This window comes from Janthinobacterium sp. 1L-D-8-B-C4 (assembly GCF_057291295.1).
In genome coordinates, this window is record NZ_JBXAVX010000015.1 from 20,925 (window position 1) to 33,764 (window position 12,840).

A 12,840-nucleotide genomic window follows, 5' to 3' on the forward strand; every position below is an offset into this window, starting at 1 on the left:
ACTGCAGCCATTCTACCCTGCCCGCATGCGCGCACTACAGTAACGACATGCTGCGCACAGTAGCCATTTCTCTTTTCTACGGGCGGCGAAAATACCTTAGAATCGTTTCACAGGCGCCCCTTGCATAGCATAACGGCAGTTCCCTTTTACACAGGAGTCAGCTTGATCGCCTCGTTCCAGCACAGCAAATCGCTTATTTCCGCACTCTTGCTCGCGGCGCTGCTCAGTGCCTGCGGCGGTGGCGGCAGCGACAACGGTAGCACGCCTGCGCCGACAGCAACACCAGGGCCACAACTGGTGCAGGAAGCCGGCGCGCCCGCCATGACCGGCAATATCGCCACCGATGGCTACAACTGGATCAATTACCGGCGCGGCCAGGTCGGCCTGGCCAGCCTGGCGCGCAACAGCCTGATCGACACGGCGGCGCAAGGCCATTCCGACTACCTGCGCGCCAACAATACCGTTTCGCACGACCAGATCGCCGGCAAGACGGGTTTTACGGGCGCCACCCTGGCCGACCGCTACCTCAAGGCGGGCTATATCCTGAACCGCTCGAATTCCTATGCCTATGGCGAAGTGATCGCGGGCGCCACCAGCAACTCCGGCTTTTACCTGGCCGAAGAATTGATTACTGCCATCTATCACCGCTTCGCCATCTTTGAACCGATCTTCAAGGAAGCCGGCGCCGGCGCGGCCATGGGCAACAATGGCTACGCGTATTTCACCGCCGACTTTGCCGCCAACAATGGCTATGGCCCTGGCCTGGCTGCCGGGCAGGTGGTCGTCTACCCTGTCAGCAACCAGGCCAGCGTGGCCACCAGTTTTTCCAGCAACAACGAGGAGCCCGATCCGGTGCCGAACCAGGATATCGTCGGCTATCCGATCAGCGTGCACGCCAATATCAACGACGTGCTGGGCGTCACAAGTTTTACCGTGCGCCAGCGCGGCGCCGCCAGCGACCTGACGGTGCTGCTGCTGCAGCGCGCCACGGATCCGCAAACGCCCGTGTCGGCCGCCGCCATTATCCCGCTGACGCCGCTGGCGGCCAGCACCACCTACGACGTCAGCTTCAGCGGCCGGGTAAACGGCACCGCAGTCACGCGCAACTGGTCGTTCAGCACACGCTGATGGTGGCGCCGTGATCACGCTGCACGCCACCGGCGAAGAGGCCGCAACGACAGCCCCGCGCGTGCTGGACGTCGACAGCGGGCTGGGCCGCATCATGGGCGACCGCCCCCTGTACCTGAAAATCCTGCGCCGCTTCCTGCATGACCACGGCACCACGCCGCGCCAGGTGCGCATGGCGTTTGCCGCTGGCGACTATGCCGGTGCACGCCTGCACGTGCACACATTGAAGGGCGCGGCCGGCATGATAGGCGCGGCCCAGGTGCATGGCTTGTCGAGCGCGCTGGAAATGGCGCTGCGGGCCCACGCCCCCGGCCTGGCGCAGCAGATAGCACAGCTGGAACTGGCGCAAGATCAACTATTGGGGGCCGTCAGCGCCATGCTGGGCACGCCGGAAGAACGCCTGATGGCCGCGCAGGACATGGCGCCCGACCCATCCGCGCCCGCCATCCAGCTGCTGCTGGCGCGCCTGGCCAGCCATTTGCGCGAAGGCGACGGCGCAGCCATCGATATCCTGGAAAATTCGGCCAGCCTGCTCGCCGCCAGCCTGGGCGTGCATGTGTACCAGGAAGTGGCGGCGGCTGCCCATGAATTCGATTTTGACAGCGCGCTGGAAGCCTTGCTGCGCCGCCGATAGTCAGCGGCTGTATTGCGTCTCTTCCGCATACGCCTCGCCACAGCTTTTGCAGCAAAAGCGCCGCACCGCATCGAGCGGCTTATCGCAATACCAGCAGGCGCCCTTGGGCGGCAAGTGGCTTGCCGGATGCAGGGTTGCCACCATCGCAGGCCTGCCCTGCCCCTCCGTTTGCACGGCTTCCCGCTGTTTGCTGTCCATGCCGGTCTCCTTTCCTAACGGAACTAAAAGTCCGTTAAGCAAGATTACGTCAGCACGATATGGACCGCATGACAATTCTCAATGGCAACCGATACCTGCGAGGGCAAGTTCATCAAACCCAGCGGCAAAATCCGGAATCGGACCCTGAGGGTCTGACCCCGGAACTTGCAGGGGGTTGAACTGGACAGCAGTGCTAGCTCGCCTGCTTCCGAAAACTCATGACCGAATCATTGGCATGCGCGTCGATCACTTTCTTGATCGCCGGCTGCTTCGCGTATTTCACGCGCAAAAGCTTCAATTGCCGCTGCGCCGGGCCACATGTCTGATCGATCGCCTGGTTGATTTCGCGCTGGCGCGCCTTGTCGTTATCGCCCGACTCGCCAGCAAAATGCTCGCATGTATCGGCATTGTCCACAAACCGTGCCACGTCTTTTGGCAACTTGGCCTGCGCACCGGCCAGCAGGGGCAGGCAGCCGAACAGCAACGCGAATAATACTTTCATCACATCTCCTTATTTGCCAATACAGAAACGGCTGAAGATCACCCCCAGCAAATCGTCCGGTGAAAATTCACCCGTGATGCTCGACAATTGCACCTGCGCAAGGCGCAGTTCTTCGGCGAACAGGTCGAGCGACTGGTCGTCCTGGGCTGCGTGCTGGGCGGCGATATCGAGGTGCTTGCCGGCTGATTTCAGGGCGATCAGATGGCGTTCGCGCGCCAGGTACAGCGATTCGCCCGTCTGCTGCCAGCCAGCGATGCGCAGCAGTTCGGCGCGCAGCAGGTCGATGCCGATATGTTCGTGCGCCGACAGGTAGACGTGGGTTGCGTCCGGCAAGGCATCGACGCCGGGCTTGTGGCCGGAGAGGTCAATCTTGTTCCACACGCGCACCACCGGCACGCCTTCGGGGAAGGCGGCGACGATGGTTTCGTCGGCCAGGGTCGGGCCGTGGTCGGCGTCGAGCAGGTGCAGGATCACGTCGGCCTTGCCGATTTCGCCCCAGGTGCGCTCGATGCCGATGCGCTCGACAGCGTCGATGGTGTCGCCGGCGCTGCGGATGCCGGCCGTGTCGATGATATTGAGCGGAATGCCCTCGATCTGGATGGTTTCGCTGACCTTGTCGCGCGTGGTGCCGGCGATCGGCGTAACGATGGCCACGTCGGCGCCTGCCAGCGCGTTCAGCAACGACGACTTGCCGACATTCGGCTGGCCGGCCAGCACCACGTTCAGGCCTTCGCGCAGCAGCGCGCCCTGCGCCGCCTGGGCAAATACTTTATTGAGCGCTTCGATCACCGCCTTCAGCTGGCCGCGGGCGTTCGATTTTTCCAGGAAATCGATCTCTTCTTCGGGGAAATCCAGCGTCGCTTCGACCAGCATGCGCAAGCCCGTCACCTGCTCGACCAGCGCATGGATGGTGTTTGAAAAAGCGCCCGACAGCGATTGCGAAGCGGACTTGGCGGCCGCTTCCGTCGAGGCGTCGATCAGGTCGGCCACGGCCTCGGCCTGCGCCAGGTCGAGCTTGTCGTTCAAAAAGGCACGGCGCGTGAATTCGCCGGGCTCGGCCAGGCGCAAGCCGCTGTCACGGCCCGCTTCGAGCACGCGCGCCAATAACAACTGAAGCACCACCGGGCCGCCATGGCCCTGCAGCTCCAGCACGTCTTCGCCAGTGTACGAGTGCGGGCCCTTGAAATGGATGGCGATGCCCTGGTCGATAATGGCGCCATCGGCTTCGGTAAACGGCACATACGTGGCGTGGCGCGGCTTGAGCGCCTGGGCGCCGAACAGCGCGGCCATCAGCGGCGCCAGGTTCTTGCCAGAGGCGCGGACCACGCCGATGCCGCCGCGTCCGGGTGCGGTGGCGATGGCGGCGATAGGAGAGGAGTCGAGTTTCATGGAGGTATTGTAATAGGTACGGCAAGGAAGGTGCAGCAACGTAGGTCGGCTTAGCGCGCAGCGCGTAAGCCGACGCAGCACACGCTGGCGATAGTGTCGGATTACGCGTGGCCTTGCCACGCTAATCCGACCTACAAAAATTAAAAAGCCCGCACTAGGCGGGCTTTTGCTTTGCCAACCCTGCTTACACGGTGGACGGCGCGTATTTCTTGGTGATCACCCATTGCTGGCCGATCGACAGGACGTTGTTGACGACCCAGTACAGTACCAGGCCCGACGGGAAGAAGAAGAACATCACCGAAAATGCCAGTGGCATGAACAGCATCATCTTCGCTTGCATCGGATCGGCAGGCGCCGGGTTCAGCTTGGTCGTGATGAACATCGAAATCGCGTACAGCACTGGCAGGATGCACCACGGGTCATGCTGGGCCAGGTCGGTGATCCAGCCGATCCATGGCGCGCCACGGATTTCAACCGACGCGTTCAGCACCCAGTACAGGGCGATAAATACCGGCATCTGGATCAGGATCGGCAGGCAGCCGCCCAGCGGATTGATCTTCTCGGTCTTGTACAGCTCCATCGTGGCCTGGTTCATCTTCTGCGGATCGCCTTTGTAGCGCTCGCGGATCGCCTGCATTTTCGGCGTAACCAGTTTCATCTTGGCCATGCTGCGATAACCGGCAGCCGACAGCGGGAAGAAAGCCAACTTGATCAGGATGGTGAAGGCAATAATCGTCCAGCCCCAGTTGCCCAGTACGCTATGGATCTGTTCCATGACCCAGAAGATCGGCTTGGCGATAATCGTCAGCCAGCCATAATCCTTGACCAGTTCCAGGCCAGGCGACACCGGTTCCAGCAGATGCGCGATCTGCGGGCCCGAGTACAGCCTGGCGTCGATTGCCGCCGAGGCGCCCGGCGCCAGCGCCGGCAAGGTCACCAGGTTACCGATGGCGTAGGTATTGGCCGCCAGTTTCTTGGTGAAAATGTCGCGCGAAATATTCGCTGGCGGCACGAAAGCCGACACAAAGAAGTGCTGCGAGATGGCAAACCAGCCGCCGTCGGCCTTGGCCGGATGCAGGCCTTTCATGGCCGTATCCTTGCCGGTTTTTTCATCTTCGACAGCCGCTTTTTCGATCTTCTCGAACGTCATCTTCTGGTACTTGTCTTGCGGCGTGTACAGGGTCGGACCGGTGTAGCTGCTGTTGAAGAACGAGTCGCCGACCGGCTTGTTGCCGTCATGAACCAGTTGCATGTACAGCTGAGGCGTGACCGGCGCGGTGCCGACGTTCGACACGTCATGGCGCACATCGATCACATAGTCGCCACGCTTGAAGGTAAACGTCTTGGTCAGCTTGACGCCGCCTTCAACCGCTTCCATGACCAGCTGAATCTGCTTGCCGTCGGCCAGGGTACGCACGCCAGGCTGCACCGTGAAGCCGGTGTTGTGCGTCGGGAAAGGACCGCCGACCAGGCCGGTTTGCGCCAGGTAAGTGTGGTTTGCGCCTTCGTCGAACAGCACTTCGTTTTGCTTGCCTTCGTCAGGCTGGCACCACTTGAACAGGCCGAAGCAACCGCCAAACCAGCCCGGATTGCCCGCGCCCTTAAATTTCAGCAATTCCAGACGCTTTACCTGGCCACCCAATGTGTCGATATCGACCTTGATGACATCGGTGGTGATGGTGATGCGCTCGCTCTTGAAAGCGCCAGGATCGGCATTCACGCCAGGCAAGGATGCCGCGCCGGCAGCCGGCAAGGCGTTCGGTGCAGGGGTGGTCGGCGCCTTGGCGGTCTGGGCGGTATTAGCGGAGAACATCGACGGGCGACCGGTCGAAATCATCCATTCGTTCCAGAGAATTACCAGCGACACGGAGAACACGATCCACAGGATGGTACGTTTATTGATATCCATTAGGGTATTGGTCAGGAGTGGTTGCAACCGCAAGCGGTCGTTGAAGATTGTTTGCCGTCGGCCGGTGGCACCGGGTCAAAGCCCCCGTCATTCCAGGGGTGGCAGCGGCACACGCGTTTGGCAGCCAGGAGGCTGCCTTTGGCGGCGCCGTGCACGCGCAACGCTTCCATCGCGTAATGCGAACAACTTGGATAGAAGCGGCAATTCTGTCCCAACATGGGGCTGATCACCAATTGATAAGCTCGCAACAGGAACAGCAGCAGGGTTTTCATGGCGCGGCAGGTGGTGGTGCGGCAACGGAGCGCGCTTGCGCGGCCACTTGCGCCGCGAACAGCCGGCTCAGTTCATCACGCAGCTCGGCTTTCAGCCTGGCCGTGGTGGCCGGGCCATCCTTGCTGTTGACTGGGCGCGACAGGCGCACCACACAGTCGACCGGCGGCAGCGCGCTGTTGCGAAACAGCTCGCGCGTGACGCGCTTGATCGTGTTGCGGGTCGCCGCGCGGGGCGCGAAACGCTTGGCCACAACGACGCCCAGCCGCGCATGCGGCAAGAGATTGTGTCGGGTATACAGCACAAAATGCGCTGTTTTTTGCGAAGGGCGCAAACGAAAAACGGATGAAAATTCATCCGTTTTAACGATACGCCGAAAGCGCGCGAAGTCGTGTGAACCTTCGCGTTGATTGCCGACTGGAGTACAGCTAGCCACGCGATCAGCTGTCAACGACAAGCCTAGACGGCCAGGCGTTTGCGGCCTTTTGCGCGACGTGCGTTGAGCACATCACGGCCACCACGGGTAGCCATACGAGCGCGGAAGCCGTGCGTACGCTTGCGGCGAACGACGGAAGGTTGGTAAGTACGTTTCATGTTGGTCTCGCTAAAAACAAAAAAAATGCAAAATCGGGTCTGACGTCCCGTCAGTTTTTGGTGCCAATGACAATCGCGCACTTATGCCAAGGCACAAGCTGGCCAATCTCATCGCCCGCTTAATCCACGCTTAGTCCATATTGTCGTTCCAAATGAATAAACACGGAATACGGGCGGGGAACCCTGAATTATTCAGCATATACCCCCCCGCTGTCAAGGATTGCCGTGATCGGGTGGAAATTTTCGCAGCCGTCCCCATCTGTCCTGAATGCCGCATTGCCGCTGCGCGCCAGAGGATAACTACAGACTTGTGCACATGCCCGGCCAGCCCCCAGTCGCAAAAATAACAGTCGTGCCTGTGGATAACTTTGGCGGTCGGGAGTAGAATAGCGCGTTACGTGTGGCGAGCCCTCGCGCGACGCCGGCCTTGCAACACGGTGCACGCAGGGCTGATCGATACGCCCTCCCACACCTTTTCACATAGACGATTCATGGACAATTTCTGGCAGGCCTGTTCCGCGCAGTTGGAACTGGAGCTGACACCGCAACAATTCAGTGCGTGGATAAAACCGCTTATTCCTCTCGACTACGAAGAGGGCAAGCTGCGCATTGCTGCGCCCAATCGATTCAAGCTCGATTGGGTCAAGACCCAGTTCGCCAGCCGCATTACCGCTCTTGCAATTGACTACTTCGAAGCGCCGACCGAGGTGCAGTTCGTGCTCGACCCGCGCCTGGCCCTGCCGAAGAAGCCGGTTGCCGCCAGCACCCCGGCCAGCGATCCGAACGGCGGCGCGCCCAGCGCCCGCCCGGCGGAACCGCAGCCGAGCGTGCCGGAACTGAGCATCGGCGCTGCGCCACGGCGCGAGCAAAGCCGCATCAATACCGACCTGACGTTCGACAGTTTCGTCACCGGCAAGGCCAACCAGCTGGCGCGCGCCGCCGCGATCCAGGTGGCGAACAACCCGGGCGTGTCGTACAACCCGCTGTTCTTCTACGGCGGCGTCGGCCTTGGTAAAACCCACTTGATCCATGCCATCGGCAATCAGGTGATGGCCGACAATCCGGGCGCAAAGATCCGCTACATCCACGCCGAACAGTATGTGCGCGACGTAGTGACCGCTTACCAGCGCAAGGGTTTTGACGACTTCAAGCACTACTATCACTCGCTCGACATGCTCTTGATCGATGATATCCAGTTCTTTGGCGGCAAAAGCCGTACGCAGGAAGAATTCTTCTATGCGTTCGAAGCGCTGATCGCGGCCAAGAAACAGATCATCATCACCTCGGATACCTATCCGAAGGAAATCACCGGCATGGACGACCGCCTGATTTCGCGCTTCGATTCCGGCCTGACGGTGGCGATCGAGCCGCCGGAGCTGGAAATGCGCGTAGCGATTTTGCTGAAAAAAGCCAAGCAGGAAGGTGTGACGTTCTCGGATGACGTGGCTTTCTTTGTTGCCAAGCACCTGCGCTCGAACGTGCGCGAGCTCGAAGGCGCGCTGCGCAAAATCCTGGCGTACTCGCGTTTCCACGGCAAGGACATCACGATCGATATCGTCAAGGAAGCGCTGAAGGACTTGCTGTCGGTACAGAATCGCCAGATTTCCGTGGAAAACATCCAGAAGACGGTGGCCGACTTCTTCAATATCAAGGTTGCCGACATGTATTCGAAGCGCCGCCCCGCCAATATCGCGCGGCCACGCCAGATCGCCATGTACCTGGCCAAGGAATTGACGCAGAAGAGCTTGCCGGAAATCGGCGAACTGTTTGGCGGGCGCGACCACACGACCGTGCTGCACGCGGTGCGCAAGATCGCCCTGGACCGCACCAAGAACCCGGAATGCAACCATGAGTTGCATGTACTGGAGCAAACATTGAAGGGTTAAACACGGCATCTTGGCAAAGCTGGCTCAAAACGTGCTTTGGCCTTATGATCTGATAGGGCGCCCGCGGCAGCAAATCAGCGGGCCTTGCCGGTGCTCCCCTTGCAATGATTGTGAATTATTACCTTCTTCAACTACATACCCAACCTGAGGATAACTATGCAATTGGTCAAAACCACCCGAGATACGCTTCTCCGGCCACTGCAGATCGTGAGCGGTATTGTCGAGCGTCGGCACACTATGCCGATTCTGGCCAATATCCTCATCCGCAAAGACGGTGAAAATGTTTCTTTCCTGTCGACCGACACCGAAGTGCAGATCACCACGCACGCCCAGATCGGTTCCGGCGCAGATGTGACCGGCACCACCGTGGCCGCGCGCAAGCTGCTCGACATTTTGCGCGCCCTGCCCGAATCGGGCGACGTCACCATGACTCTGCTCAACAAGCGCCTGACGGTACAAACCGGCAAGTCGCGCTTCGCCCTGCAGACCCTGGCGGCGGAAGAATTCCCGACCGTGCAACAGGCGGAAAGCTATAACGCGTCCGTCACCCTGCCGCAGAAAACCCTGAAGCACCTGTTCAACATGGTGCATTTCTCGATGGCGCAGCAAGACATTCGCTACTACCTGAACGGCCTGCTGCTGGTGTTGGATGGCAATAACGTCATCGCCGTGGCTACCGACGGCCACCGCCTGGCCTTCTGCCAGGTTGCCACCGAGCAGACCTTCGCGCGCCAGGAAGTGATTATTCCGCGCAAGACGATTATCGAACTGCAGCGCCTGCTGGAAGAAAACGACGAGCCGGTGCAGCTGGACATCGCCGCCAACCAGGTGAAACTGACCTTCGCCGACATCGAGCTGATCTCGAAGCTGGTGGAAGGCAAGTTCCCCGACTACACGCGCGTGATTCCAAAAGGCTACAAGAACGACTTCACGATCGGCCGCGATGAACTGCTACGCTCGCTGCAACGCGCCGCCATCATGACCAGTGACAAGTTCAAGGGCGTGCGCTGCATTATCACCCCGGGCAGCATGAAGATCAGCTCGACCAATGCCGACCAGGAAGAAGCGGTCGAGGAACTGGAAATTGACTACGGCGGCGACTCGGTCGACATCGGCTTCAACGTCACCTACCTGCTCGACGTGCTGAACAACCTGAAGTGCGAACAAGTCAACATCGCGCTGGGCGACTCGAACTCGTCCGCGCTGGTCTCCATCCCTGACAACGCCGACTTCAAGTATGTTGTCATGCCGATGCGGATTTAAGCGGCAACAAGGGGTCAGACCCTCTGGGTCTGACCCCAGCATTTCGCCGTTGGGTTGAAATGCGATATCACGCAATCAAGAAACCCAATGAAAAGCTGAGGTCAGACCCGACGGGTCTGACCCCGGAACAGTACTAGTTAATTGAGAAAGCAGTCCATGTCCGAGAATCCACAAGACACCCCGATCCAGGCCAAAACGGAAGAATACGGCGCCTCCTCCATCCAGATCCTGGAAGGCCTGGAAGCCGTACGCAAACGCCCGGGCATGTATATTGGCGACACCTCGGACGGCACCGGCTTGCACCACCTGGTGTTCGAAGTGCTGGACAACTCGATCGATGAGTCGCTGGCCGGCCATTGCACCGAGATCCACGTCACCATCCACAGCGACAATTCGATCTCGATCACCGACAACGGCCGCGGCGTGCCGACCGGCCTGAAAATGGACGACAAGCACGACCCGAAACGCTCGGCTGCCGAAATCGTCATGACCGAACTGCACGCCGGCGGCAAGTTCGACCAGAACTCGTACAAAGTCTCGGGCGGCCTGCACGGCGTGGGCGTATCGTGCGTCAACGGCCTGTCGAAACTGCTGAAGCTGACCATCCGCCGCAACGGCAAAGTCCATTACATGGAATTCGTGCGTGGCGTGCCGCAAAACCGCATCATCGAAATGGTCGATGGCGTGGCCACCTCGCCTATCCAGGTCATCGGCGACACCGACAAGCGCGGCACCGACGTGCATTTCTGGGCCGACGAACAGATTTTCACGCACGTGGAATTCCACTACGAAATCCTGGCCAAGCGCATCCGCGAACTGTCGTTCCTGAACAATGGCGTGAACATCCGCCTGTCCGACCAGCGCACCGGCAAGGAAGAAATATTCGCCTTCGAAGGCGGCACGCGCGGCTTCGTCGAATACATCAACAAGGCCAAGTCGGTGTTGCACCCGACCATTTTCCAGGCCACCGGCGAGCGCATGTCGGACCAGAACACGAATATCTCGGTCGACGTGTCGATGCAGTGGAACGACGCCTACAACGAGCAGGTGCTGTGCTTTACCAACAACATCCCGCAACGCGACGGCGGCACCCACCTGACGGGCCTGCGCGCGGCGATGACGCGCGTGATCAACAAATACATCGATGAACACGAGTTCGCCAAGAAGGCGAAAGTGGAAATCACCGGCGACGACATGCGCGAAGGCCTGACCTGCGTGCTGTCGGTGAAAGTGCCGGAACCGAAGTTCTCGTCGCAGACCAAAGACAAGCTGGTATCGAGCGAAGTGCGCGGCCCGGTCGAAGAGATCGTTGCCAAGACCCTGGCCGACTACCTGCAGGAAAAACCGAACGACGCCAAGATCATCTGCGGCAAGATCGTGGAAGCGGCGCGCGCGCGCGAAGCGGCCCGCAAGGCCCGCGACCTGACCCGCCGCAAAGGCATCATGGACGGCCTGGGCCTGTCGGCCAAGCTGGCCGACTGCCAGGAAAAAGACCCGGCCCTGTGCGAACTGTACATCGTCGAGGGTGACTCGGCAGGTGGCTCGGCCAAGCAAGGCCGAGACCGCAAGTTCCAGGCGATTCTGCCGCTGCGCGGTAAGGTGCTGAACGTGGAAAAAGCGCGTTTCGAAAAAATGCTGTCCTCGGAGCAGATCACCACCCTGATCGCCACCTTGGGCACCTCGATCGGCCCAGACGAATTCAACGCCGACAAGCTGCGCTACCACCGCATCATCATCATGACCGATGCGGACGTCGACGGCGCCCACATCCGCACCCTGCTGCTGACGCTGTTCTACCGCCAGATGCCGCAACTGGTCGAACGCGGCCACATCTACATCGCGCAACCGCCGCTGTACAAGGTGAAATCAGGCCGCGACGAGCGCTACCTGAAAGATGACGCCGAAGAAGCCACCTACATGATGACGGTGGCGCTGAACACCGCCGTGCTGGTACCGCGCGAAGGCGCCGAAGGCATCTCGGGCGACACCCTGGCCGAACTGGTGCGCAAGTTCAACCTGTCGAACACCATCATGACTCGCCTGACCCGCGTGATCGACCGCGCCGCCCTGACCGCCATCATGACCGGCGTGCAGCTCGACCTGTCGACCCTGGACCTGGCCGAAACCTCGGCGCAAGCCCTGCAAGCGGCCATCAACGACAACGCAGTCAAGGTCGTGGTGCGCTCGGACGACCTGTCCGAAAAACACCTGCTGCGCATCGAACGCATGCACCACGGTAACGTGAAAGTGAGCTCCATCGACGCCGACTTCGTCCAGGGCCCCGACTACGCCGTGCTGAGCACCGGCGCCGCCACCTTCGAAGGCCTGATGGGCGAAGGCGCTTTTGTCCGCCGCGGCGAAGGCGAGCGCGTCAAGGAAATCGCCGTCACCGACTTCCACCAGGCCATGCAATGGCTGCGCGACGAAGCCGAACGCACAGTCTCCAAGCAGCGCTACAAAGGACTGGGCGAAATGAACCCGGACCAGCTGTGGGAAACCACCATGGACCCAACCGTGCGCCGTTTGCTGAAAGTGCAGATCGAGGACGCGATTGCTGCGGACCAGATCTTTACCACGCTGATGGGCGATGATGTGGAGCCGCGCAGGGCGTTTATTGAGAATAATGCGTTGCGTGCGGGGAATATCGATGTTTAACCAGTATTGTTGATAGCGTAGGGCGCCAAAGTAACTGCAACTGGCGCCACAATTCTGAGATTAGGAATCGCTAGTTTGTGCGACTGGCCTATTGTTTGGCAAAACGAAAGCGTTGAATAACGCCAAGTAACGAATATTTGCTGGCATGAGGATTGAAAATCCTTGTGTCGGTGGCTCGATTCCGCCCCGCGCTACCAAGTACATACATCACGAAACGCCAACTATCGCCGGTTGGCGTTTTGTTTGTGGAACTCGTAACTCACCGCCCCCACTCTCACCTGCACGACCAGCAAGGAAAAACAACCTATCGGACGGCCTGCTTGAACTGTCAGGCTACGCAATCGGGTGTAAGCGATTGAAAAAATTGGACGATCTTTCGGGGTGCTGACATCCGGATATTCGCCGAGAAATC

At 60.1% G+C, this 12,840-nt stretch carries 12 protein-coding genes; 5 read left to right on the forward strand and 7 right to left on the reverse strand.

What is annotated here, in order from left to right; genetic code table 11:
• The first annotated feature begins 162 nt into the window (after positions 1-162).
• Together AC0Z42_RS22715 and AC0Z42_RS22720 are read left to right on the forward strand one after the other, a co-directional pair.
• Entirely contained in the window at positions 163-1,128 is a 966-nt protein-coding gene (locus AC0Z42_RS22715; RefSeq protein ID WP_485470450.1) for a CAP domain-containing protein, read from the forward strand.
• A gap of 10 nt (positions 1,129-1,138) precedes the next feature.
• Positions 1,139-1,762 (forward strand): Hpt domain-containing protein, encoded by a 624-nt coding sequence (locus AC0Z42_RS22720; protein ID WP_485470451.1) that lies wholly within the window; start codon positions 1,139-1,141, stop codon positions 1,760-1,762.
• Here AC0Z42_RS22720 and AC0Z42_RS22725 read toward each other — a convergent pair whose 3' ends face one another.
• From AC0Z42_RS22725 to rpmH, 7 genes are all read right to left on the reverse strand, one after another.
• Positions 1,763-1,960 (reverse strand): hypothetical protein, encoded by a 198-nt coding sequence (locus AC0Z42_RS22725; RefSeq protein ID WP_485470452.1) that lies wholly within the window; start codon positions 1,958-1,960, stop codon positions 1,763-1,765.
• Between the two features lie 193 nt (positions 1,961-2,153).
• Positions 2,154-2,462: a hypothetical protein gene (locus tag AC0Z42_RS22730; RefSeq protein WP_485470453.1), complete on the reverse strand. Its 309-nt coding sequence runs from the start codon at positions 2,460-2,462 to the stop codon at positions 2,154-2,156.
• A 9-nt stretch (positions 2,463-2,471) separates the two neighbouring features.
• Positions 2,472-3,851, reverse strand: a complete 1,380-nt coding sequence (mnmE, locus tag AC0Z42_RS22735; RefSeq protein ID WP_485470454.1) for a tRNA uridine-5-carboxymethylaminomethyl(34) synthesis GTPase MnmE — start codon at positions 3,849-3,851, stop codon at positions 2,472-2,474.
• 184 nt (positions 3,852-4,035) lie between these two features.
• Positions 4,036-5,760, reverse strand: a complete 1,725-nt coding sequence (yidC, locus tag AC0Z42_RS22740; RefSeq protein WP_485470455.1) for a membrane protein insertase YidC — start codon at positions 5,758-5,760, stop codon at positions 4,036-4,038.
• 11 nt (positions 5,761-5,771) lie between these two features.
• A complete protein-coding gene (yidD, locus tag AC0Z42_RS22745; protein WP_308922972.1) occupies positions 5,772-6,032 on the reverse strand; it encodes a membrane protein insertion efficiency factor YidD in 261 nt (86 codons plus the stop codon).
• Entirely contained in the window at positions 6,029-6,466 is a 438-nt protein-coding gene (gene rnpA, locus AC0Z42_RS22750) for a ribonuclease P protein component (RefSeq protein ID WP_485470456.1), read from the reverse strand. Before rnpA ends, yidD begins: the two co-directional genes overlap by 4 nt.
• Before the next feature lie 23 nt (positions 6,467-6,489).
• Entirely contained in the window at positions 6,490-6,624 is a 135-nt protein-coding gene (gene rpmH, locus AC0Z42_RS22755; protein ID WP_010401996.1) for a 50S ribosomal protein L34, read from the reverse strand.
• 491 nt (positions 6,625-7,115) lie between these two features.
• Here rpmH and dnaA point away from each other — a divergent pair, with 491 nt between their 5' ends.
• The 3 genes from dnaA (at position 7,116) to gyrB (ending at position 12,428) form a co-directional block, all read left to right on the forward strand.
• A complete protein-coding gene (gene dnaA / locus AC0Z42_RS22760) occupies positions 7,116-8,510 on the forward strand; it encodes a chromosomal replication initiator protein DnaA (RefSeq protein ID WP_485470457.1) in 1,395 nt (464 codons plus the stop codon).
• A gap of 156 nt (positions 8,511-8,666) precedes the next feature.
• Entirely contained in the window at positions 8,667-9,773 is a 1,107-nt protein-coding gene (gene dnaN, locus AC0Z42_RS22765) for a DNA polymerase III subunit beta (protein WP_485470458.1), read from the forward strand.
• A gap of 156 nt (positions 9,774-9,929) precedes the next feature.
• Entirely contained in the window at positions 9,930-12,428 is a 2,499-nt protein-coding gene (gyrB, locus tag AC0Z42_RS22770; protein ID WP_485470459.1) for a DNA topoisomerase (ATP-hydrolyzing) subunit B, read from the forward strand.
• Positions 12,429-12,840: the final 412 nt, after the last annotated feature.

Bases quoted from the DNA above. Each gene is read 5' to 3' on its own strand.
- mnmE (WP_485470454.1), bottom strand. From the start codon at position 3,851: ATGAAACTCGACTCCTCTCCTATCGCCGCCATCGCCACCGCACCCGGA.
- gyrB (WP_485470459.1), top strand. From the start codon at position 9,930: ATGTCCGAGAATCCACAAGACACCCCGATCCAGGCCAAAACGGAAGAA.
- AC0Z42_RS22725 (WP_485470452.1), bottom strand. From the start codon at position 1,960: ATGGACAGCAAACAGCGGGAAGCCGTGCAAACGGAGGGGCAGGGCAGG.
- yidC (WP_485470455.1), bottom strand. From the start codon at position 5,760: ATGGATATCAATAAACGTACCATCCTGTGGATCGTGTTCTCCGTGTCG.
- yidD (WP_308922972.1), bottom strand. From the start codon at position 6,032: ATGAAAACCCTGCTGCTGTTCCTGTTGCGAGCTTATCAATTGGTGATC.
- dnaN (WP_485470458.1), top strand. From the start codon at position 8,667: ATGCAATTGGTCAAAACCACCCGAGATACGCTTCTCCGGCCACTGCAG.
- rpmH (WP_010401996.1), bottom strand. From the start codon at position 6,624: ATGAAACGTACTTACCAACCTTCCGTCGTTCGCCGCAAGCGTACGCAC.
- AC0Z42_RS22730 (WP_485470453.1), bottom strand. From the start codon at position 2,462: ATGAAAGTATTATTCGCGTTGCTGTTCGGCTGCCTGCCCCTGCTGGCC.
- dnaA (WP_485470457.1), top strand. From the start codon at position 7,116: ATGGACAATTTCTGGCAGGCCTGTTCCGCGCAGTTGGAACTGGAGCTG.